The sequence below is a fragment of the Streptococcus suis genome (genome assembly GCF_046032115.1).
In the GTDB taxonomy this organism is placed as follows: Bacteria; Bacillota; Bacilli; order Lactobacillales; family Streptococcaceae; genus Streptococcus; species Streptococcus suis_AJ.
The window spans coordinates 1-22570 of the sequence record NZ_JARQOZ010000029.1 but is presented as its reverse complement, the minus strand read 5'-3'; the positions used below and the strand labels follow the sequence as shown (position 1 = coordinate 22570).

Genomic DNA, 22570 nt, shown 5'->3' with positions numbered 1-22570 from the left:
TGGTTGAGCTAGTTTTCCTTGTTTTCAGGTGTAGTTCTTTGGAACAATTTCCGCCAATCTGTTAGAGAGATTTCAGGGCTTGGAATGGAAGTGCTAATATTGTCCCTCCAAATTCGGTAGCGGGTGTCAAAGAGTAGCCGAATGAGTTTATCTATCATGTCCGCCTCTTGAGGAGATAATTCTTTTCTCAATCGGTCCATTTCCTGCAATTTCTGTAGGGGATTGACAGTTAAGTCACTGAACCGTTCAATCCCTGCTTGGATGAAAATCCCGAAAAAGAGGTCAAAGAAATCTTTCAATTCTTCATCCGTTAGGCTGGCAGTCCAGGCTTTTAAGGTCTGGTCAGTTTGAAGGCTGTCGCTAGTTAGGGCAGGGGCTGACTTGAAATCAGTTCCTTCAATTTCCCAAGAAAATGTGATGTGTTGGAGAAGACCGATGGTGTTGCTCTGAACAATTTGGGCATTTTCAGGTGTTTCCAACATCATTCCCACGATGGAATTTTGTGGAATGAGGGGGTAAATCCGATTTTGAATGGCTTGGTAGCCAGGAGCTTCCAAATGCTTTTTATGGAGTCCCGGTGCGTCAAAGGGATAGACAGCCACAATTCGCTCTTGTAAATCTGAGGACTGCTTACTTGCGGAATAAAGGGCTAAATTACCACCTTTGGAATGCCCTGCGATATAGAAGTTCTCCTTTTGATTAGACATTATTTTTTCCAAATAATCACTTGCAGAACGCTGGGCAGGAATTTCATCCATATAGGTCATTTGGAAGTCTTCCTTCCAACCGATAATGGTGTCATCTGTTCCCCTAAAACAAGTCAGGACAGTCTGTCTGTCCAAGCGGTAGCTAATGGCGGCGAATTGTTGCTCTTGGTCCAACTGATAATCGTCAACGAAGCCAAATGCCTTGATAGACTTGAAGCGTATGGATTTGGCAAGAAGGGCAAATAAGGCTAGGCGGTTTTTGGTCACCATAGAAAAGGGAGGAAAATCATTCTGATAAGTTGCTTCAAAATGCTCAGCCAAATGATCAAGTCGGATGCCATTTTCAGTAAAGGAAGTGGGAACAAGTTTGTCGAAAGGCAGGTAGGAAAGCTCAGTCAGGGCCAAAATGTCCAGTTTGTTCAGGGGCAGGTCGTAAAAACTGTCGTATTGACTTTCTTCTATGTAATTTAATGAATTTGGCATGGTAATCCTTTCCTTTTTCTTCTAGTATAGCGGAATATGTGTGGAATGACAAATCTTGGTTAGAGATTTAGAAAAATCCCCATTTTTCCTGAATTTTAGGCTATAATATATACTATATATAAAAAGGGAGAGAGCAATGCAGAAAATATTTCTTGTTGAGGATGATAAAACCATTAGCCAATTAGTTGCCAAAAACCTGATCAACTGGGGCTATCAGGTTCAAGAGGTCAAGGATTTTCAGACGGTTTTGGACCAGATAAGAGATTTTCAGCCCCATTTGATTTTACTGGATATTGGCCTGCCTTTTTTCAATGGCTATTACTGGTGTCAGGAAATTCGCAAGACATCCCGTGTGCCCATTATGTTTCTATCTTCCCATGATCAGCCCATGGATATTGTCATGGCGATCAATATGGGAGCAGATGACTATGTGACCAAGCCCTTTGAAATGACGGTTCTCCTAGCCAAAATACAGGGGCTTTTGCGGCGAACTTACGATTTTGTGGGTGAACAAAGTCTACTCTGGTTTGAAGAGGCTTCCTTGGATTTGAAGACTATGCAGGTCTCTTATGGACAGGCTGTAGAGGAGTTGACACGAAATGAATTTCAGATTTTACGGGTGCTTTTTGAGCATGGTAAGGAAGTGGTCAGTCGTGAGGAGCTGATGAGAGAACTCTGGAACAGCGATATTTTTGTGGATGACAATACCCTGTCGGTTAACATCGCTCGCCTGCGTAAAAAGTTGGCAGAACTGGGTTTGCCAGATTTGATTGCCACCAAGAAAGGAGTGGGCTACAGCCTGGTGTGGACACATGAATAAGGATGATTTTAGCTCACTAGTATCAGAATTTTTACCCACTTGGCTCCGTCATCGTTGGATCTTTCTGGCCAGCTACTGCCTTTTTGCTTCGACCATTTTGGCTATCAGTGGCGTCTTTGACATTGAGAGGGACCTGGCTCGCTATGCTCTCATTCTCCTGAGCATTTGTTGGCTCCTCGCCCTCCTCTGGGATTTTGTCAGGGAATTTTCCCGCTTTGGAAAAATCTGGCGTGGTCAGAAAGTAGTTACTGGGACAGCCAGTGAACGTTGTTTGCAGGAGAGAGTGGAGCGACTAGAAGTCCAAAACAAGCTCCTGCTGGAAAAACAACGCCAGGAACAGACAGAATTAGATGACTACTACACCCTCTGGGCCCACCAGATGAAAACGCCTATCGCAGCCAGTCAACTTTTGGCCAAGGAAGTGGACAGTAGTTCAGTCCGTCATCAGCTTGAATCAGAACTCTTCAAGATTGAGCAATACACAGGCTTGGTCTTGAACTACCTCCGTTTACAATCCTTCCATGATGATTTGGTTATTGAATCCGTCGATTTAGAAGAGTTGGTTAGAAGTCTGGTCAAGAAATATTCCCTCTTTTTCATCCAGGCCAATACCAGCTTGGACTTGGGCCAGCTGGATAGGACAGTAAAGACCGACAAACGCTGGCTGGGTCTCTTGATTGAGCAGATTCTATCCAACGCCCTCAAATATTGTCAGGGGGGAAGGATTTCGATTGCTCTGGATGGAGATGATTTGGTTATTCGTGATACAGGAATAGGGATTGCAGAGAGTGACTTGGAGCGGGTTTTTGAGCGTGGTTTTTCAGGTTTCAATGGCCGCAGAACCCAGCAGTCTTCGGGTCTGGGACTTTATCTCTCTCGGAAAATCGCTGCGGAGCTGGGCTATTCCCTCAAACTAAGCTCCAAAGTGGGTCAGGGAACAGAGGTGCGAATCGGTATCAAAGAAGTGGAGTTGATTTTTGATTAATCTTACAAAACTGTCACGTAAATGAAAGCTAAGGCTATGGTAGTTTATCTTGGGACCGTGTAGAATGAAGGTAGAAAAAGAAAAGGAGTCAAGTTATGTCAGTTTTAGATGTTCAACACGTTCAAAAGATATACAGTTCTCTCTTTAAGGCGGGACAGGTTGAGGCTTTGAAGGATATTCATTTTACAGTGGAAAAGGGTGAATATGTCGCCATTATGGGTGAGTCTGGTTCTGGAAAATCCACCTTGCTCAATATTTTGGCAACCCTTGATAAGCCAACGCAGGGCCAGGTCTTGCTTAACGGATTGGATACCCAGTCTATCAAGAGCAAGGAAGCGGCAGCCTTTCGTCGGGAGAAATTGGGCTTTGTCTTTCAGGACTTTAACCTCTTGGATACCCTCTCAGTCAAGGACAATGTGCTTTTGCCTCTGGTTTTATCTCGCTATCCGATTGATGAGATGAACAAGCGACTCGTTCATACGCTTAATAGTCTGGGAATTGCAACCTTGCAAGACAAAATGCCCTACGAGATTTCGGGTGGTCAGCAGCAACGGGTTGCGGTGGCACGTGCCATCATCACCCAGCCAGAAATCCTTTTAGCAGATGAGCCGACTGGAGCCCTCGACTCCAAATCATCTGCAACCTTATTGGATGTTTTTGAGCAGATTAACCAGCAGGGGCAGACCATTCTGATGGTGACTCACTCGACAGCTGCAGCCAGTCGTGCCAAACGGGTCCTTTTTATCAAGGACGGTATTCTCTATAATCAAATCTACCGTGGTGAACGAACTAGTCAGGAAATGTATCAACTGATTTCAGATACCTTGACAGTCATGGCGAATCGAGGTGAGTAGTATGTTTGGACTAACCTTTCGATTGGCTCTGACCAATCTCAAAAAGAACCGCAGGCTCTATTTTCCCTATGCCTTAATGACCATCTTGTCCACAGCCATTGCCTATATTTTTACTTCTTTGGCCTTTCATCCTGATTTAGGTCAGGTCAAGGGAGCCAATGGGGTAACCATGGTTTTGGGCTTCGGTATGATTGTAGTCATGTTGGCAGTTGCCATCATGGTCTTCTATGCCAATAGTTTTGTCATGAAGCAGCGGTCAAAAGAGTTTGGTGTCTATAGCATTCTAGGCTTGGAGAAGAAACACCTCCTCTTGATGACCTTCTTGGAAAATCTGGTCTTTTCAGTCGGTACCATTCTATCTGGCTTGCTCTTGGGACTGGCTCTAGATAAACTCTTCTATGCGCTCTTGCTGAAGGCTATGCAGATGCCTGTGGTCTTGGCATCAACTTTTCAGCTAAAAACCTTGGGTATTGTAGTTGTTTATCTCTTTGGCATTTTCGCCTTGGTCAGCCTCTTTAATATTGGGAAGTTGGGCTTGACCGACTCGCTCAAACTAGTTCAGGGCAAGAAACGTGGGGATAAAAAAACAGGCTTCCTCTGGCTACAAACCCTCTTAGCCCTTATCCTATTGGGGGCAGGCTATGCCATTGCCCAGCTAGTGACCAGTCCGCTGATAGCTGTTCCAAGCTTCTTTGGAGCAACATTACTGGTTATCCTTGGGACTTATTTGCTTTTCCAAGCAGGTGTTATCAGTCTGTTAAACTGGTTAAAGAACCGTCAGACCTATTATTATAAGCCAGATAATTTCATTTCTGTATCCAACTTGATTTTCCGTATGCGGAAAAATGCTCTGGGCCTTGCGACCATTACTATTCTATCCAGCATGTTCTTGGTGACCATGGTTGGAGGACTCAATATTTACATCGGTGGTAAGGACTACGTCACCAATCAGAATCCAAATGATTATTCTATTGATGTTGGAATGCAGCCAACCACTTCAAAATCACAAGTGGAGGAGTGGGCGGATGCTATCTTTGAAGAAACGCAAATCCCTGTGGAAAGTAAGGTAGTCTATCCTTACCAACAAGCCTATTTTTCTGAGGTGACAAATCAGCAAATAAAATTTTTGACGGGTGGAGAAGCTGCTGGTATGGCTTACTCTGACCGAGTGGGTATTGGTTTTATCCTTGATCAAGCCACCTATGAAAAGATGACGGGAGAAAAACTCCAGTTGGCATCTGACCAAGTGGCCATTTATAGTAAGGGAGTCCAGTATCAAGCCGATCAACCTCTCAGATTTGATGAAAAGGAGATGGAGATTGCTCAAGTATTGCCCAAGAATGTGACCTTGGGACATCTACCAGACCATGGTTCCTTCCTTCTCAGTCAGTATCTGGTCATTGTTGTTCAAGACTTGGCTGTTTTTGAAAATCAAGCTGAGACTCGTTATTATATGGGCTTTGAAAGCAGTCTGCCAGAAGAAGAACAGGTAGATCGCTATGATGCTTTCGTATTTGGAAACTTTGAAAGCGAACTGTGGAGCTCTAATATTCTTCCAGATGGTACCAACTCGATTAGTCTCGCCTACCGTGCCTATGCGATGCGTGGTTTCTTCAGTTTTGCAGGTTCACTTTTCTTCATTGGCCTCTTGCTATCGCTCATCTTTTTGATGGCGGTGGTGCTGGTGATTTACTTCAAACAGATTTCAGAAGGCTATGAAGACAGAGATCGCTTCGTCATTATGACTAAGGTTGGTCTGGATGAGGATCAGACGAGACAGTCCATTCGCAAGCAATTGCTGACCGTCTTTTTCCTACCTATCCTACTTGCCTTTGTCCACCTTGCCTTTGCCTACAAAATGCTATCATCCATTCTTTTGTCTATCGGCGTGGTTAATGCAGGGCTTATGTTACAGGTGACAGCAGGTATCTGTGGAGGCTATCTCCTCCTCTACCTAGTGGTCTATGCCATTACAACACGATCTTACAAACAAATTATTTCCTAAACTTGGGGTGACCCAAGTTTTTAATTTTTTACAAATTTTCACTATTTTGTTTTACATACTAGCCACCTTGTGTTACACTATAGATACAAGGCTAATAGGTAAAACAAACTAGTGATAGAAGACAAAGAAAATCACTTTTATTTTTATCAGACTAGTTGGTATTACAAACTAGGTAGGGAGGCAGTATGAAACTGGATAAGAAAAGTCGAGAAAATTGGAAACTAGCAGGCATCACGCTTGTGACGGCGATTATAACAGGTTGGACCTTGGATTCTATTTTGATCTTAGGCATCATGTTAGCATCAGGCTTGCTGTTTGGATTTTTTGCAGAGGAAGAGGAGGGCTTATGAAAGAAACCCAGATGCTCAAGGGGGTCCTGGATGGCTGTGTATTGCAAATCATCAGTCAGAAGGAGATTTATGGTTATGAGCTGGTTCAGGAATTGAGAAATCAAGGCTTTGAAAACATGGTTGGAGGGACAGTCTATCCCCTCCTTCAGAAGCTAGAAAAAAATGACCTGATTCTTAGTCAGAACAAGCCTTCGCCAGATGGACCTGATAGGAAGTATTTTTATCTGACAGACCAGGGAAAGGTTTATCTAGAAGATTTTTGGAGCCAATGGACGGAATTGGTCCAAAAGGTTCAGCGATTGAAAGGAGAATAAGATGAGCAAACAAATGGAATACCGCAAGCAGATTGAAGTGATTGAAAGCCAATTGACCAAGGAAAACAAGGAGTATATGGGCCGTATCAATGGCTACATGATGATTGCCTCTGTCTTTCACAGGCAGGAAGAAGCAGTGACTGCCCAGCTCCTATCCATTTACCAAGATGTTCTTGAAGCCCAAAAAGACGGGCTTTCGGCGGAGGATTTTCTGGGTAAAGATAGCAAGCAGATGGCGGACGACCTACTCAGCTATCTCCCTCCGATTGGTTTCGTGGAAGTTGCAAACCTGAGTGGCCTCATGCTCATTATTTACCTTGGTAGCCAATGGCTCATGGATTTTGCAGGGACAGGAACCATCTCCCTCAACTGGCTGGACCTGATATGCGACGCGGTACTTAGCCTCCTCCTCCCCGCTGGGATTTTCCTCATCATTCGCGGTTTGATTTACCAGACCAGCAAAATCAAGATATGGGCAAGTTTTCTCTGCATTCCCCTTCTTTTTCTCCTGATTTGTGGACTTCGTCTCTGGGCAATGCCCAAGGAACCTGACCTAGTCTTGACTGGCTGGGGACTACTAGTGCCACTCACCTTACTCGGTCTCGCTCTGCTATTTTTCCAAAAGGAAAAATTAGTCCGCTATGTCTTTTTACCGACCTATCTCTTTATGATTGTTGGCGGTGTGGTAAATATGTTCATGACCGTCCCAGTTTGGCTCAATCTGATGTTGGTCATTCTTCCAGCTATTACCTTTTGGATTGGAACTGCGGTTTTGTTGGTGAGAAAGGAGAAGTAATATGAACAAGCAACAGGAAAATTTGAATGCTATTAGCAGCTTACAGGGGAAGTTGACTCAGAAAAACAAGGCCTATATGCGTAAGCTCCATGCTTACTTGATATTGGCATCAGCCTTTCATGAGCAGGAGGAAAGGGCGACCGAACTCTTGCTTTCAATCTACCAAGATGTCTTGGATGCCCAAGCAGACGGTCAGTCAGCAGAGGATTTTTTAGGCAAAGACAGCAAGCAAATGGCGGATGAACTCTTGTCTGACCTGCCGCCCATTCGCTGGTACTATGGTCTGCGGTTAACAGGATTGATTTCCCTTGTCTATATTAGTTGGTTTTTCTTAGGTTTGTTTGGAGTGACTGGTGAAATGGTCCTAGAATGGCGGAGCTTACTGTGCGATTTGCTTCTGGCACTCATTCTACCCAGCTCTGCATTTTTCATCCTAAAGAACCTAGTCTATGAACAGTCAAAAATCAAGTCCTATCTGCTGATGGGGACCTGGGGGCTTAGCTTTGTGGGGTTGATTGTCTTGCGTTTTTGGATAAGTCGGCAGTTTTATGAGGGTATTCCCCTGCCCTTGTGGGCCAGTCTTTTGGTGATTCTAGGAATCGCAGCTGGTCTCTTCTACTATCGCAGTAAGTCAGCAATTGTAGATACCTTAATCCCAGCCTATGTCCTAACGGCTCTCAGCGGTTTTAGTCAGCTACTGGCCAGCCAGTTTGGCTACGGACCGCAGGACTGGACAGGTTGGCTACCTCTGCTCTTTATGGTTCTTGCCTTTTTCTCCACGCTTGTAGGCACATTTTTCCTATTGAAAAAGGAGAATGTGGGGTAGAAATACGATCAGACAACTCTTTAGAGTGGTCTGATTTTTTGGTATAATGGTTGAAAGAGAGAAAAGCAACAAAGGAGTAAAACCATGACATTTGAAGAGATTTTACCAGGCTTGAAAGCCAAGAAAAAGTACGTTCGCACAGGCTGGGGCGGAGCGGAGAACTACGTCCAGCTCTTTGACACCATTGAGGTCCACGGGCAAAAGCTGGAGGCGACGCCCTATTTCCTCATCAACGTGACAGGCGAGGGCGAAGGCTTCTCCATGTGGAGCCCGACACCTTGTGACGTCCTTGCGACCGACTGGGTAGAAGTCCATGACTAAGACAGCCCTCATCACCGGCGTTTCCAGCGGCATTGGACTAGCTCAGGCGGAGATTTTTTTGGAAAATGGCTGGCGTGTCTACGGGATTGATCAGGCCGACAAGCCTGATTTGGCAGGCGATTTCCACTTTCTACAGCTGGACCTGACTGGCGATTTAAGCCCAGTCTTTTCATGGTGCCAGACAGTAGTCGATGTTCTCTGTAACACCGCAGGTATTCTAGACGATTACCGCCCCCACCTCGATATTGAGGAGGATGAATTAGCTCGCATCTTCGCGGTTAATTTTTTTGCGGTGACTAGACTGACTCGTCCCTATCTGCAGCAAATGGTGGACAGACAGTCCGGCATCATTATCAATATGTGCTCCATTGCTTCTAGCCTTGCAGGCGGCGGAGGCTCAGCCTATACCGCCTCCAAGCACGCTTTGGCCGGTTTTACCAAGCAGTTGGCACTGGACTATGCCAAGGACAAGGTCCAGGTCTTTGGCATTGCCCCTGGAGCCGTCCGGACAGGGATGACGCAGAAGGATTTTGAGCCTGGAGGACTAGCTGACTGGGTGGCAGACCAAACGCCTATTGGACGCTGGACACAGCCTCAAGAGATTGCAGAGTTAACCTTCATGCTGGCTACTGGCAAGCTCGCTTCCATGCAAGGCCAGATTATCACCATTGACGGCGGCTGGAGTTTGAAGTAGAAAGGTTATCATATGATGTTAGAAACCAATCGTCTGTTGCTCCGTCCTTGGAGCGAGTCAGACGCAGTTGACTTATTTTCTCAGGCCAGTCATCCAGATGTAGGACCCGCAGCAGGTTGGCCAGTTCATCAAAGTCTGGAAGAAAGTCGAGAGATTATCAAGACAGTCTTCAGTCAACCCGAAACCTATGCCCTTGTCCTCAAAGAAACAGGCCAGGTGATTGGCAGTATTGGCCTGATGATTGGCAAGCAGAGCGGGCTTGATTTGCCAGATTCAGAAGCAGAACTGGGCTACTGGCTTGGCCAGGGATTTTGGGGACAAGGTCTCATTCCAGAAGCTAGTCAAGTTTTACTGGATTACGGATTTTCCCAGTTGAGTTTAGACAAGATTTGGTGCCGTGCTTTTGTAGAAAATAGTAAGTCTCTGCGTGTACAAGAAAAGCTGGGTTTTGTATACCAATACCTCTTGGAAGATGTGCATTTCCCACTCATTGATGAAGTTCGTACCGAACGAGTGAGTTTATTGACGCGAGAGGAATGGTATTCTAGAAAGGAAAAACCATGACCCCAACACAACTCTGGCAAGAATTTCTTGCCATCAATCCCCAAGCAGGTCCTGAGCCAGAGGCCTGGGCTTTTGGGGCGGAAGCTGATCGACTGGCTAACTTGGTGGCTAGAGGCATCAAAACCTCGACCAGCTCTGCCCATGCCCTCTACGCAGTCGAGGGAGAAGAAATCCCGACGGCTGGTGGCTACGACATCATTCTCGATGGGCAAGGTCAGGCTGTGTGCATCATCCAGACCATCAAGGTCTATGTGACGCCCTTTTCCCAAGTGACAGCGGACCATGCCTATAAGGAGGGCGAGTTCCGTCAGGAAGGTGAATTATCCGTCGTAAAAGAGAAAAGTTTGGCTCACTGGCGGCAGGTCCACGAAGAACTTTTCACAATCTGGCTGGCGGAAGCAGGTCTGACCTTCTCAGAAGATATGCTGGTTGTCTGTGAAGAATTTGAATTGGTATACCCTAAAATGTAAGTTTTCACTTGTGAGTACCTTGATTTTATTGTATAATAATATAAAAAACGCATCATTGAGTTATTGGACCAGCTTTCTCCCATTTTGGCTGGGAAAGAGGAATCAATCGGCAAAGAACTGACGGAGAAATTGCAGTCGGCCTTGCTTGTGGCCAAGGAAGAGGTGGCTAGTAAGGAAGGAGTGGCTTTGGCAAATAGTTTGTCAGGATTTGTTCAGATGATTTCCAAGGCTAGTCTTCCAGGCGCCAATCTCCGTTTTACAGACCAAGAACGCCCTGTCTGGGAGGAATTTAAAGCCCTGACGGAGCAAGCAAGAGCAGATGGTCAAAGAGGATTTCAGCTATTTCATTAAGATTATAAGGAGCTCAGGCTCCTTTTTTATATCTAAATAGTCTTCTACGACTGAAGCGAATTATGTTCGAGCCATTTCCGACTTCCAAATTTTCCCCAATCCTTAATGTAACTAACGGGTTGCTTCATTTCCAACCTCCAACTGTCTCCCAGACAATTGGAGTTCTGCAATTTTCCAAAAACATCAAAATTTGCTATAATAGGATTATACTATTGAAAAGAGAGATACTTATGAGCAATAACTACGCAATTATCCTAGCAGCGGGTAAGGGAACTCGTATGAAGTCTGACTTGCCAAAGGTTTTACACAAGGTGGCAGGAATTACCATGTTGGAGCATGTAAAGCGTGCAGTGGATGCCATGGAACCTGCAAAAACCGTGACGATTGTGGGGCACAAGGCGGAATTGGTGCAGACTGTTCTCGAAGGGCAGTCAGAGTTTGCCCTTCAATCTGAACAACTGGGGACAGGCCACGCCGTTATGATGGCTGAGCCAGCTCTTGCAGGTTTGGAAGGTCAGACCCTTGTTATCGCAGGGGATACACCGCTGATTACAGGAGAAAGCTTGAAGAACCTCATTAACTTTCATGTCAGCCATAAGAATGTTGCGACTATCTTGACAGCTCAGGCTGATAACCCATTCGGATATGGTCGGATTATTCGCAATGCTGATGGGGAAGTGCAAAAAATTGTTGAGCAAAAAGATGCCAACGATTTTGAAAAACAAGTGAAAGAAATCAATACAGGAACCTACTTGTTTGATAATAAACGTCTTTTTGAAGCGCTTAAAGATATTAATACGGACAATGCCCAAGGTGAATACTATCTGACAGATGTTATTTCGATTTTCCGTCAGGCAGGCGAGAAGGTTGGTGCTTATGTATTGCGTGATTTTGATGAAAGTTTGGGTGTCAATGATCGCGTCGCTCTTGCGACTGCAGAAGCTGTTATGCGCAAACGAATCAATGAAAAACACATGGTCAATGGAGTGACATTTATCAACCCAGATGCAACCTATATTGATATTGATGTTGAGATTGGTGCAGAAGCTGTTATCGAAGCTAATGTTGTCTTGAAAGGGCAAACTGTGATTGGTGAACGTACTGTTTTAACCAATGGTACTCGTGTACGCGATGCGAAAATTGCAGCAGATGTCGTCATCAGCAACTCAGACATTGAAGAATCTGTCATTGAAGAAGGTGTGACGGTGGGACCATACGCCCATATCCGTCCAGACAGTCATCTGAAAAAAGATGTTCACGTTGGAAACTTTGTGGAAGTCAAGGCTTCGACATTGGGCGAAGGAACCAAGTCAGGTCACTTGACCTATTTGGGTAACGCAACTATCGGCAGCAATGTCAATGTTGGTGCAGGTACCATTACTGTCAACTACGATGGAAAGAACAAATTCAAGACGACCATTGGCGACAACGCCTTTATCGGATCAAACTCAACCATTATCGCACCAGTAACTATTGGGGACAATGCCTTGTTGGCTGCAGGTTCTGTTATTACAAAAGATATTCCAGAGGATGCCATCGGTATTGGTCGTGGTCGTCAGGAAAACAAGGAAGGCTATGCGACCCGCTTCCCATTCCACCCAAGCCAAAAATAGGTGATACCATGAATTTTGAAGAGAAAACCATTGAGCGCAAAGAGATTTTCAAGGGGCATATCTTTGATGTCGTTGTTGATGATGTTCTTCTACCAGATGGCAAGACAGGCAAACGCGAACTGATTTTTCACAAAGGAGCGGTCTGTGTCTTAGCAGTCACACCAGATGGTAAAATGATTTTGGTCAAACAATACCGCAAAGCCATTGAGCGTGCCATTTACGAGATTCCGGCGGGGAAATTGGAGCTGGGCGAAGAAGATACGCTTGAAGATGCTGCTTTGCGTGAATTAGAAGAAGAAACAGGCTATACTAGTGATAACCTGACCTTGTTGGCAGATTTCTATTCAGCCATCGGTTTCTGTAATGAACGTATTCGCCTATATCTTGCTGATAGTTTGGTAAAAGTTGAAAATCCTCGTCCAATGGATGAAGATGAGGTTATCGAATTACATGAGGTAACCATGGAAGAGGCTTTGAACTTGGTGGCTACTGGCGATATCTGTGATGCAAAGACCATCATGGCTATCCAATATTTACAACTCATGAGAAAGTAGGAAACTAGCAATGGGCAAGCCCTTGTTGACGGATGAAATTTTAGAGAAAGCGAAAAAGAAACAGTATTCCGACCAATCTAGCCAGTTTGGACACTATCGTCCAAACCAGGATATATCAATGGATGATGCTCTATTCGATCCATATCTAGAAGAAGATTATCAGGGATATGAAGAGGGACAAACGATCCGAATCCCGGTCAAACCTACTGTAGTAAAAAGTCGCCGTATCGAAACCATCAAGCGAGAAGCTTTCCGCAGTAAGGTAAACAAAATCCTTTTTTGGGTCATCATCTTACTGATAATGTTTATCATTGCAGTATTATTTATTTAGGAGAAGAGATGAAATTTGGAATTATCGCAGCCATGCCTCAGGAGCTGAAGATTTTGGTGGAGCAGTTACAAGACAAGGTGGAGTGCGATGTCTTGGGTCGAACTTACTATCAGGGACGAATCGGTCAACATGAAGTCGTTCTTGTTCAGTCAGGTATCGGTAAGGTTATGTCAGCTATGTCCGTGGCTGTTTTGGCAGATCGTTTTTCGGTTGATGTCATTGTCAATACAGGTTCGGCAGGAGCTGTTGCCGAAGGTATTGCCATCGGTGATGTGGTGGTAGCGAATCAATTAGCTTACCACGATGTGGATGTGACGGCTTTCGGCTATGCTTACGGGCAAATGGCAGGGCAGGAATTGTATTATCCAGCCGACCAAGCCCTATTAGAAAAGTTGACTAGCGTATTGGCAGAGCAGGAAATAACCAGTCATCTGGGTCTGATTGTGACAGGTGACAGTTTTATCGCAGGTCAAGATAAAATTGCTACAATCAAGCATCATTTTCCAGAAGTCCTTGCCGTGGAGATGGAAGGAGCAGCCATCGCCCAAGCAGCAGTCAATACAGGCAAACCTTTCTTGGTCATCCGTGCCATGAGTGATACTGCACAGGGAGATGCCAACATCACCTTTGATGAATTTATTATTCAGGCAGGAGAGCGGTCTGCCCAAACCTTGATTGCCTTTTTGGAACAAGCATAAAACCCAGCCGTGTGGCTGGGTTTTGTTTACTCAAAAGTGTAATCTTTCAGAATCTCAATTGACTCAATCTTAACATCTGTTTTAGGTTTATCGCTAGTGTCTGTTTCGACTGAAGCGATTTTATCCACGATGTCCATCCCTTCAATGACTTGACCAAATACGGTATGCTTGCCATCTAAGTTTGGATTGCCTCCGTTTTTATAAGCGTCAATGATTTTACCAGGATAGCTAGAACTGGAGAGTTGGCTAGACATGTCTGTTGTATTTTGATTGATGAAAAACTGACTTCCATTTGTTCCCGCGCCAGCGTTTGCCATAGAAAGTGAGCCACGAATGTTATAAAGGAAAGCTGAAATCTCGTCTTTAAAACCATTCCCAGCATCGATAGTAGTATCTTTTCCGGCCCAGATAGACTCTCCACCAGTACCATTTCCAAGAGGATCGCCACCTTGAATCATGAAATCCTTAATGACACGATGGAAGATCGTTCCATTATAGTATCCTTCCTTCGCATGAGTCAGAAAGTTTTCCACAGTTAGTGGTGCTTGCTCGGGGAAGAGTTTTATAGTGATATCGCCTTCGGTTGTTTTTATTTTAACAGCAGCCTCATTTTCACCAATTTCATTAGAAAGTTGAGGGAATGTAGCTTTGGGATTGTTAATGGCGTATGCCAAATCTTTGGCATATTGGCTAGAAGCAGTTGTATCAGCTGTCGTAGTCGAGCTTGAACTAGAGCTAGATGCTGTAGAAGATGAGCTATTAGCTGTCGAGTTGTTTGTGCAGGCAGTTAGCAAGATGCTCGAAGCTAGAGCAAGAGCTAGTATTTTTTTCATTGAAAATCCTTTCTTGTCTTGTTCAAAATTATGCTCATTCTACCATGAAATATGGATTTTTTCAATTTTTATCTAGTATAAAAAGTGTATCTAATTCAACAATATGATATACTATATTTACAGATACGAAAGGAGAATAATGATGTTTGAGAACTTGTTTGCCCCAGATGGAAGCCTAGTATGGCATACGGTCCTTTTCTACAGTTTTTCCGCGATCATATTAGCGACGGTTTGTTTCCATATCATTAAAAATTTTATGGAATGGCACCACAACAATCGGGCGCCCAAAGAATCTTGCAAGGCTAAGCTTGTCTCTAAACGAACCCATGTTTTTGGTAACGAAGTAGCACGAACCAATTATTATGTAACGTTTGAATGGGAGGGAAAACGGCAGGAATTTCGCCTTCGTTCAGATGAATATGCCCTTTTAGCAGAGGGAGATGTAGGCACCCTGCATTTTCAGGGGACTCGTTTCCTAGGTTTTGAACGGCTCTAAGAGTCGTTTTTCTTTGGAGAATATCTCTATCTAGTGTATAATGGTTTGAACACATGTTCGTACAACGCAAAAGAGGTATTTAAGATGATTCAATCAATCGGACAAGTTATGTTATATGTGAATGATATTGAGGCTTCAGCTCAATTTTGGAAAGAGAAAATGGGATTTGAACGTGTAGAAAAACAAGTGCAAGGCCCCCAAACTTCTTACATTATTGCACCTAAATCAGATAGTGAGGTACAATTTGTACTTCATGATAAGGCGGAGGTTGCTGAGATGGAGCCAGAATTAAACTTAGGTACACCATCAATCTTAATGACATCAGTAGATGTAGCCAAAACTTACGAAGAACTTGTTGAACGTGGTGTCACAACGAATCCAGTCATGGACCTTGGTTTCATGAAGGTAATTAGCTTTGCAGACAATGATGGAAATTATTACGCAATTCGTGAGGTAAAGTAAATGTCACTCCAGAATCGTGTTGAAGAAATGTATAAAGCCCACGAGGTCAAACCCTATATCTCCCCCGAGCGTGACCTAGCGACCTGGCTCTTAGAAGCCAAGCCTGTTCCCAAACGCAATATGGTTCGGCTAGAAGAAGGAATTTTGCCAGGAGATATTATTTTGCTATGGCGGATTAGCCTGGGTTCTTTTGAAACGACGACACCCTACTCAAAATATTTCGAGTATATGTATGGCATCAATGGTCCTGCTCACATGGAGCAGTTGATCGCAGACGGTTATGTCTATGTGGAGTCAGCATTTGATTCGCTGGACCACATCACCTCCACTGCTAAGAAAAATATCCTCAAGGCAGAAGGCGTGACAGGCCTGTCCAAGATGAAGGCGGCAGACCTCGACACTGCCCTCAAGGACAACTTGACGGAGGAAAAACTAGCTCCCTACTTTACTGTCCGAGGTTATGCCCTGACGGAAAAAGGCAGAGTAGCTCTCGAGAATCACCCAGAAGTACTTGCAAAACACCCAATGAAGAAGATGTACAAATAAAATAGGAAAGATTTTTAAACGGCACCCAAAAGTTAGAATAATTCTAGCTTTTTGGGTGTTTTTATGTGCTAACAAGTCAATTTTTCTTGACAGAAAACGCTATCAATGATATTCTAGTGTAAATTATTGAAACGTTTCAAAAGAAAGGGGTAAACCATGGAAGAGCAAAAATCAATCACCATGAAAGACGTTGCGCGGGTTGCTGGTGTAAGCGTTGGGACTGTATCAAGAGTTATCAACAATGAGCCAGGTATTAAGGAAAGTACGCTTGAAAAAGTCAATACAGCCATTAAGGAATTGAATTACATCCCAGATGTCTATGCTCGTGGCATGAAGAAGAACAAAACCGAAACCATCGCTTTGATTATTCCGACAGTTTGGCATCCTTTTTTTGGAGAATTTGCCTATCATGTTGAAGTGGAACTGAGTAAGAAAAACTACAAGCTCTTGCTCTGTAATATCTCAGGCCCCAAGCGCGAACTGGACTACCTAACCATGCTCCAGCAAAATAAGGTTGACGGAATTATTGCCATTACCTACAGTCCAATCGAGGATTACTTATCTTCTAACATCCCATTCGTCAGTATCGACCGCACCTATGAAAACAAGGCTATCCCTTGTGTCAGCTCGGACAACCAAGCTGGTGCGGAACTGGTAGCGGATACCTTGATTGCAAAAGGAGGTCGACATTTTGCCTTTATCGGTGGGCACAATAAAACTATCAATGAAACCAAGAAGCGCAGATTGTATTTTGAAAAGCGGATTGTAGAGGCAGGTTTTCCTTGTCAGATCTTGGACTTGGAAGAGCCATATGATGACTTTGTCGATCAAGTCGAAGCCTTTTTGCTTAAAAATCCACAGGTTGACGCCATTTTCACCATCAATGATTTTGTAGCCCTAGATACTCTTGCTGTCTTGGAAAAACTGGGACGACGGGTTCCAGAAGATGTGCAGGTGATCGGCTATGATGGTATTCAGTTGGCAAGTGAACGCTCTTTAGAACTTTCCACCATTCGTCAACCTTTGGAGTCTATGGCTCAGGAAGCCGTTGCCTGTCTAATTGATATTATTGAGAAAAGAGAGCGCCCCCTACAAGTCATTCTACCGATTTCCTATCTTGAAGGAAAAACGACAAAAAATTAAAAATAGGGATTGACAGAAAACGGTTACAATGATAAAATAAAATCATCAATAAACAGTTGGTTTTATTTTTACAAGAAAAATGAAACGTTTCAAAAAACGGAGGGTTAGACCTCTTTCTAAAATCAATAAATTTGAAACGTTTCAAAAAGGAGTTCTTATGAAAACATCAAAACTGCAACAAGCTAGTCTATTCGATAGAATCAAGCAACAGAAACTCTTGTTACTGATGTTACTACCAGGCTTGGTCTTGACTTTCATCTTCCGTTACATTCCTATGTACGGAGTACTGATTGCCTTTAAAGACTACAATCCCTTAAAAGGGGTGCTTGGTAGCGAGTGGATTGGGTTTGAAGAGTTTACCAAGTTTCTCTCTTCTCCAAATTTCGGCACCTTACTTGCCAACACCTTGAAATTGAGTGTCTACGGTCTGCTCTTAGGATTTCTTCCACCAATTATTTTGGCCATCATGCTCAATCAATTATTGAGCGATAAGGCTAAAAAACGGATTCAATTGGTACTGTATGCTCCAAACTTTATCTCAGTCGTTGTCATCGTCGGTATGATTTTCCTCTTCTTCTCAGTAGGAGGACCAGTCAACTCAATCCTTGGTCTATTTGGTATTGAAGCCAACTTCCTGACAGACCCAGACTTCTTCAGACCGCTCTATATCTTAAGTGGTATCTGGCAGGGAATGGGCTGGGCATCGACTCTCTACACAGCTACCTTGGTCAATGTTGATCCAGCCTTGATTGAAGCGGCTAAATTAGACGGTGCCAACATCTTCCAACGAATCTGGCACATTGACTTGCCTGCACTGAAACCAGTCATGGTCATTCAATTTATCCTGGCAGCTGGGGGCATCATGAACGTTGGCTATGAAAAAGCCTTCCTAATGCAGACCTCCCTCAACCTAACCAGCTCTGAAATTATTTCTACCTATGTCTATAAAATCGGTTTGGTGTCAGGTGACTACTCTTATTCAACAGCGGTTGGCTTGTTCAATGCTTTTATCAATATTATCCTGCTGATTGCAGTCAATAAGATTGTCCAACGCATTAACGACGGACAAGGCTTATAGGAGGTTCGTATGAATACACAAATGTACACAAAATTTGACAAGCGAATGCTGATTGTCAATAAAATCTTGCTAGCATTTCTTGTTCTCATAACAGTTGTGCCTATGGTCTATATCCTAGTCGCATCCTTCATGGATCCGCAGGCCTTGGTCAGCAAGGGCATTAGCTTTGATCCAAAGGACTGGACAGTAGAAGGTTATCAACGGGTATTTTCAGACAAGTCTATTCTACGCGGATTTTTCAACTCTCTCTTTTATTCCTTCTCCTTTGCCTTTGTGACAGTGGCTATCTCAGTCATGACTGCCTATCCACTTTCTAAAAAAGATTTGGTTGGGAAAAAATGGATTAATGCCTTCCTCGTTTTCACCATGTTCTTCGGTGGCGGACTTGTTCCGACTTATCTCTTGGTTAAAGATTTGGGTATGCTGAACACCGTCTGGGCCATTATTATCCCTGGTGCAGTCAATGTTTGGAATATCATCTTGGCACGAACCTATTTCCAAGGCTTGCCAGATGAGTTGGTAGAAGCAGCGGTAATGGACGGTGCCAATGAATTTCAGATTTTCTGGAAAATCATGATCCCGCTGGCAAAACCAATTATGTTTGTCCTCTTCCTCTATGCCTTTGTCGGTCAATGGAATTCTTACTTCGATGCCATGATTTACATTAAGGATCCAGACTTGGAACCACTCCAACTCGTGCTACGGAAAATCCTCATTCAAAGTGAGCCTGCCAAGGATATGATTGGGGCTCAGGCTGCTATGAATGAAATGAAACGAATCGCAGAAATGATTAAGTATGCGACTATTGTCATCTCTAGCCTGCCACTCATTGTCATGTATCCATTCTTCCAGAAATACTTTGACAAGGGTATTATGGCTGGTTCATTAAAAGGTTAATAAATATCTTCCATTTTCTCTTTTCTTACGTCGACAAACGAGGAAACTTCGTTTCCTTATCTCCAGCTTCAAATAATGTTACATTATTTGAACTCGCTATGCCGTAGGTTAGTACAGCCTTCAGCTTTTGATAGGAACGTAGTTCCCTCTATTTCCCACCTTTAAAGGTTCTCAAAACCTTTAGAGCTAGTAATAAAAGGAAAATGAAAGATAATCTCAAAAATTAATTTACAAATTATAGGAGGTTGTTTCTGATGAAACACAAATTTGGAAAAACAGTTGTTACGCTTCTTGCAAGTACCGTTTTATTGGCTGCTTGTGGTTCAAAAAATACTGCATCAAGCCCTGATTATGAATTAACAGATGTCCAGTTCCCTTTGGAAAAATCCGTTACGCTTAAGTTTATGACAGCAAGTTCGCCTTTAGCCCCAGCGGATCCGAATGATAAGCTGATTTTCCAACGCCTAGAGGAAGAAACAGGTGTTCATATCGAATGGACAAACTATCAGTCAGACTTTGGAGAAAAACGGAATTTGGACATTGCTTCAGGTGATTTACCAGATGCCATTCACAACGATGGTGCTTCTGATGTGGAATTGATGAACTGGGCTAAGCAAGGGGTCATCGTACCAGTTGAAGACTTGATTGATGAGTATATGCCAAACCTCAAGAAAATTTTGGATGAAAATCCAGAATACCGTTCTATGATTACGGCTCCAGACGGCCATATCTACTCATTCCCATGGATTGAAGAGTTAGGTGAAGGTAAGGAATCAATTCACACCGTTAACGATATTGCTTGGATTAACAAAGAGTGGTTGAACAAACTCGGTCTTGAAATGCCAAAAACAACGGACGACTTGCTTAAGGTCCTTGAAGCCTTCAAGACCAAGGATCCCAACGGAAACGGCAAGGCGGATGAAATTCCAATGGGCTTCATCAATGGTGGAGGAAATGAGGACTTCAAAATTCTTTTTGGTGCATTCGGTATCGGTGATAATGATGACCACTTAGTTGTCAGCAATGACGGAACTGTTGACTTCACAGCGGACAATGAAGACTACAAAGAAGGTGTTGAATTTATGCGTACCCTTCAAGAAAAAGGTCTTCTAGATCCTGAAGCGTTTGAACAAGATTGGAACACTTACATCTCTAAAGGAAGTGAAAATCTCTATGGTGTTTACTTTACTTGGGATAAGGCAAATGTGACAGGTATGAACGATACCTATGACATCTTGCCAGTCTTGGCAGGTCCTGATGGAACCAAGCACATCACTCGTACAAACGGTATGGGCTTCCAACGTGACCGCATGGTCATCACATCAGCCAATAAAAACTTGGAATTGACAGCCAAGTGGATTGATGCCCAATACGCTCCGCTTCAATCAGTTCAAAACAACTGGGGGACTTATGGAGATGAAACCCAACAAAACATCTTTGAACTTGATGCGGCAACCAATAGCCTCAAACACCTACCATTGAACGGTACAGCTCCAGGCGAATTGCGTCAGAAGACAGAAGTTGGTGGACCTCTTGCTATTCTTGATGAATACTACGGTACAGTGACCACCATGCCAGATGATGCTAAATGGCGTTTGGACTTGATGCACGCTACTTATCTTGACTATGTGACCAACGATGATATTTACCCTCGTGTCTTCATGGAACAAGAAGATTTGGATAAGATTGCTCAAGTTGAAGCAGATATGAACGACTTCATCTACCGCAAACGTGCAGAATGGATTGTGAACGGCGGCATTGAAGAAGAATGGGATAGCTATTTGAAAGAATTGGAAAGCTACGGTCTGTCTGACTGGTTAGCTATCAAGCAAAAATACTACGATCAATACAAAGAAAATCAGTAATCAAAAAGGAGGTTGCCTGTGAAAACAGTTGAAAAAGCCAATGCATACATTCAAGCAGAAAAAGGAAAGGTCAATCCGGTTTTCAAACCGAAAGCCCATTTAACACCAGAAACAGGCTGGATGAACGACCCCAATGGATTTATCTACTTCCGTGGAGAATACCATTTGTTCTACCAATTCAACCCTTACGAAAGTGTCTGGGGGCCAATGCACTGGGGGCATGCGAAAAGTAAGGACTTGGTCAACTGGGAACAGCTTCCAGTTGCCCTAGCTCCTGATAAAGATTACGATAAAGACGGCTGTTTCTCGGGCTCTGCCATTGTCAAGGATGATGTCCTCTGGCTCATGTACACAGGTCACATCGTCAATGAAGACGGGACGGTTAGTCAAGTTCAGAACATGGCCTTCTCAACTGACGGTATTCACTTTGAAAAAATAGAGCAGAATCCAGTCGCAACAGCAGATGGACTGCCAGAAGAAGTCATTGCCAATGACTTCCGCGATCCGAAGATTTTTGAGAAAGATGGTCACTACTACTCTGTTGTCGCAACCAAGCACAAGGACAATGTCGGCTGTATCGTCTTACTCAGCTCTCCCAACCTGACGGATTGGAAATTTGAGTCTATCTTCTTGAAAGGCGAGGCCAACCAAGGGTTTGTCTGGGAATGTCCTGACTACTTTGAAGTGGACGGTCAAGAGTACCTGATTATCTCTCCAATGCGTTACCAAAAAGACGGGAATGACTTTATCAATATCAACTCCAATATCTTTGTGACAGGTCATGTAGACTGGGATAAAAAGGTCTTTGTGGCAGAATCCTTCAAAGAAATTGACCATGGTCATGATTTCTATGCAGCTCAGACTACCGAAGGTCCAGAAGGGGAGCGTGTCATGATAGCCTGGATGCATACTTGGGGTCGCAAGTTGGTGACCAATGACCTAGGCCATAAGTGGTACGGTCAGATGACCCTTCCACGCATTCTCAAACCAAGTCAAAAAGACCTGCTTCAAGTTGTACCAACCAGTGTTTTAGCAGGTTTTGAAGAAATTGAAATCGGTCAAGATATTCAAGGTCCAAGCAAGCTCTCTCTTAAACTGGAAGATAGTTTGGAGCTGAAACTTGGAAGCGACCAAGATTACCTGCAATTTGGCTATGATAAAGAAAGACAGGAAGTCTATATTGACCGTAGTTCTCTTAAGATCCAGCAAGCTGGTGAGGAGGAGTGGTCAACTGTCCGCCGAGCAGTGACCGTCGAAGCGAAAGAATTACTAGTCTTGATTGACACCAACTGTTTGGAAATCTTTATTAACGATGGTCAAGAAACCTTGACATCAACCTTCTACGTAGAAGGTCAGATTATTCTAAACGCTCTATAATATTATTTGCCCTCTTAAATTATTCTTTCACTCCGAGAGAAGTCCTGTATAATGCAGGACGAATCATTCCCGTAGTTGGTTATGCCCTACCCATCATAGCTTTTCAAACTTTCAAAAAGAAAAATCGCCACGGTAAG

At 43.7% G+C, this 22570-nt stretch carries 27 protein-coding genes; 25 read left to right on the top strand and 2 right to left on the bottom strand.

From position 1 onward, the window contains the following. Window positions 1-8: 8 nt before the first annotated feature. Entirely contained in the window at window positions 9-1190 is a 1182-nt protein-coding gene (locus P7J36_RS08730) for a DUF2974 domain-containing protein (RefSeq protein WP_408551884.1), read from the bottom strand. A gap of 136 nt (window positions 1191-1326) precedes the next feature. Between P7J36_RS08730 and P7J36_RS08725 the strand changes: the two genes are divergently transcribed. The 17 genes from P7J36_RS08725 (at window position 1327) to P7J36_RS08645 (ending at window position 13736) form a co-directional block, all read left to right on the top strand. Next, window positions 1327-2010, top strand: coding sequence for a response regulator transcription factor (locus P7J36_RS08725; protein WP_408551883.1), 684 nt, complete (start codon window positions 1327-1329; stop codon window positions 2008-2010). Next, the gene (locus P7J36_RS08720) at window positions 2003-2995 is read left to right on the top strand and encodes a sensor histidine kinase (protein ID WP_408551881.1); all 993 of its coding nucleotides are present in this window, start codon (window positions 2003-2005) and stop codon (window positions 2993-2995) included. Before P7J36_RS08725 ends, P7J36_RS08720 begins: the two co-directional genes overlap by 8 nt. Window positions 2996-3090: 95 nt before the next feature. Beyond that, window positions 3091-3849 (top strand): ABC transporter ATP-binding protein, encoded by a 759-nt coding sequence (locus tag P7J36_RS08715; protein ID WP_172064259.1) that lies wholly within the window; start codon window positions 3091-3093, stop codon window positions 3847-3849. A 1-nt stretch (window position 3850) separates the two neighbouring features. After that, the gene (locus P7J36_RS08710; RefSeq protein WP_408551880.1) at window positions 3851-5854 is read left to right on the top strand and encodes an ABC transporter permease; all 2004 of its coding nucleotides are present in this window, start codon (window positions 3851-3853) and stop codon (window positions 5852-5854) included. A gap of 185 nt (window positions 5855-6039) precedes the next feature. Continuing rightward, a complete protein-coding gene (locus P7J36_RS08705; protein ID WP_408551879.1) occupies window positions 6040-6204 on the top strand; it encodes a hypothetical protein in 165 nt (54 codons plus the stop codon). Next, a complete protein-coding gene (locus P7J36_RS08700; protein ID WP_408551878.1) occupies window positions 6201-6518 on the top strand; it encodes a PadR family transcriptional regulator in 318 nt (105 codons plus the stop codon). Before P7J36_RS08705 ends, P7J36_RS08700 begins: the two co-directional genes overlap by 4 nt. Window position 6519: 1 nt before the next feature. After that, the gene (locus P7J36_RS08695) at window positions 6520-7314 is read left to right on the top strand and encodes a DUF1129 domain-containing protein (RefSeq protein WP_408551877.1); all 795 of its coding nucleotides are present in this window, start codon (window positions 6520-6522) and stop codon (window positions 7312-7314) included. Window position 7315: 1 nt separating this feature from the next. Continuing rightward, window positions 7316-8140: a DUF1129 domain-containing protein gene (locus P7J36_RS08690; protein WP_408551875.1), complete on the top strand. Its 825-nt coding sequence runs from the start codon at window positions 7316-7318 to the stop codon at window positions 8138-8140. Between the two features lie 84 nt (window positions 8141-8224). Further along, the gene (locus P7J36_RS08685; protein WP_004194840.1) at window positions 8225-8461 is read left to right on the top strand and encodes a DUF2829 domain-containing protein; all 237 of its coding nucleotides are present in this window, start codon (window positions 8225-8227) and stop codon (window positions 8459-8461) included. Further along, the gene (locus P7J36_RS08680; RefSeq protein ID WP_398582701.1) at window positions 8454-9155 is read left to right on the top strand and encodes a 3-oxoacyl-ACP reductase; all 702 of its coding nucleotides are present in this window, start codon (window positions 8454-8456) and stop codon (window positions 9153-9155) included. The genes P7J36_RS08685 and P7J36_RS08680 overlap by 8 nt, the downstream gene beginning before the upstream one ends. Before the next feature lie 12 nt (window positions 9156-9167). Beyond that, window positions 9168-9719 carry a GNAT family N-acetyltransferase gene (locus P7J36_RS08675; RefSeq protein ID WP_398582698.1) on the top strand — a complete coding sequence of 184 codons (552 nt, stop codon included), beginning with the start codon at window positions 9168-9170 and terminating at the stop codon, window positions 9717-9719. Then, window positions 9716-10189, top strand: a complete 474-nt coding sequence (locus P7J36_RS08670) for an ASCH domain-containing protein (protein WP_398582697.1) — start codon at window positions 9716-9718, stop codon at window positions 10187-10189. The genes P7J36_RS08675 and P7J36_RS08670 overlap by 4 nt, the downstream gene beginning before the upstream one ends. A gap of 84 nt (window positions 10190-10273) precedes the next feature. After that, window positions 10274-10540: a hypothetical protein gene (locus P7J36_RS08665; RefSeq protein WP_408551874.1), complete on the top strand. Its 267-nt coding sequence runs from the start codon at window positions 10274-10276 to the stop codon at window positions 10538-10540. 230 nt (window positions 10541-10770) lie between these two features. Beyond that, window positions 10771-12153 (top strand): bifunctional UDP-N-acetylglucosamine diphosphorylase/glucosamine-1-phosphate N-acetyltransferase GlmU, encoded by a 1383-nt coding sequence (glmU, locus tag P7J36_RS08660; protein ID WP_408551873.1) that lies wholly within the window; start codon window positions 10771-10773, stop codon window positions 12151-12153. A gap of 8 nt (window positions 12154-12161) precedes the next feature. Continuing rightward, window positions 12162-12707, top strand: coding sequence for an NUDIX hydrolase (locus tag P7J36_RS08655; RefSeq protein ID WP_408551871.1), 546 nt, complete (start codon window positions 12162-12164; stop codon window positions 12705-12707). 10 nt (window positions 12708-12717) lie between these two features. Next, window positions 12718-13038 carry a cell wall synthase accessory phosphoprotein MacP gene (macP, locus tag P7J36_RS08650; RefSeq protein ID WP_024376764.1) on the top strand — a complete coding sequence of 107 codons (321 nt, stop codon included), beginning with the start codon at window positions 12718-12720 and terminating at the stop codon, window positions 13036-13038. 8 nt (window positions 13039-13046) lie between these two features. Further along, on the top strand, window positions 13047-13736 hold the full coding sequence (locus tag P7J36_RS08645) for a 5'-methylthioadenosine/adenosylhomocysteine nucleosidase (protein ID WP_408551869.1): 690 nt from the start codon (window positions 13047-13049) through the stop codon (window positions 13734-13736). Window positions 13737-13762: 26 nt separating this feature from the next. Here P7J36_RS08645 and P7J36_RS08640 read toward each other — a convergent pair whose 3' ends face one another. Then, window positions 13763-14569 carry a peptidylprolyl isomerase gene (locus P7J36_RS08640; RefSeq protein ID WP_408551867.1) on the bottom strand — a complete coding sequence of 269 codons (807 nt, stop codon included), beginning with the start codon at window positions 14567-14569 and terminating at the stop codon, window positions 13763-13765. A 142-nt stretch (window positions 14570-14711) separates the two neighbouring features. On the opposite strand from P7J36_RS08640, the gene P7J36_RS08635 reads away from it, so the two are divergent. The 8 genes from P7J36_RS08635 to P7J36_RS08600 all read left to right on the top strand — a co-directional run bounded on the left by P7J36_RS08635 (window position 14712) and on the right by P7J36_RS08600 (window position 22433). Next, window positions 14712-15065, top strand: a complete 354-nt coding sequence (locus P7J36_RS08635) for a DUF2500 domain-containing protein (protein ID WP_029179546.1) — start codon at window positions 14712-14714, stop codon at window positions 15063-15065. A gap of 84 nt (window positions 15066-15149) precedes the next feature. Further along, window positions 15150-15527, top strand: a complete 378-nt coding sequence (locus tag P7J36_RS08630) for a glyoxalase/bleomycin resistance/extradiol dioxygenase family protein (protein WP_002935876.1) — start codon at window positions 15150-15152, stop codon at window positions 15525-15527. Continuing rightward, a complete protein-coding gene (locus tag P7J36_RS08625; protein WP_408551866.1) occupies window positions 15528-16073 on the top strand; it encodes a hypothetical protein in 546 nt (181 codons plus the stop codon). It begins immediately after the preceding gene. Between the two features lie 156 nt (window positions 16074-16229). Then, complete coding sequence (locus tag P7J36_RS08620) at window positions 16230-17216, top strand: LacI family DNA-binding transcriptional regulator (protein WP_408551865.1); 987 nt, start codon at window positions 16230-16232, stop codon at window positions 17214-17216. A gap of 157 nt (window positions 17217-17373) precedes the next feature. Next, window positions 17374-18294, top strand: a complete 921-nt coding sequence (locus P7J36_RS08615) for an ABC transporter permease (RefSeq protein WP_408551863.1) — start codon at window positions 17374-17376, stop codon at window positions 18292-18294. A 9-nt stretch (window positions 18295-18303) separates the two neighbouring features. Then, window positions 18304-19191, top strand: a complete 888-nt coding sequence (locus P7J36_RS08610; protein ID WP_023369721.1) for a carbohydrate ABC transporter permease — start codon at window positions 18304-18306, stop codon at window positions 19189-19191. A gap of 254 nt (window positions 19192-19445) precedes the next feature. Beyond that, the gene (locus P7J36_RS08605) at window positions 19446-21056 is read left to right on the top strand and encodes an ABC transporter substrate-binding protein (RefSeq protein ID WP_408551862.1); all 1611 of its coding nucleotides are present in this window, start codon (window positions 19446-19448) and stop codon (window positions 21054-21056) included. A gap of 18 nt (window positions 21057-21074) precedes the next feature. Then, complete coding sequence (locus P7J36_RS08600) at window positions 21075-22433, top strand: glycoside hydrolase family 32 protein (RefSeq protein WP_408551860.1); 1359 nt, start codon at window positions 21075-21077, stop codon at window positions 22431-22433. Window positions 22434-22570 lie beyond the last annotated feature (137 nt).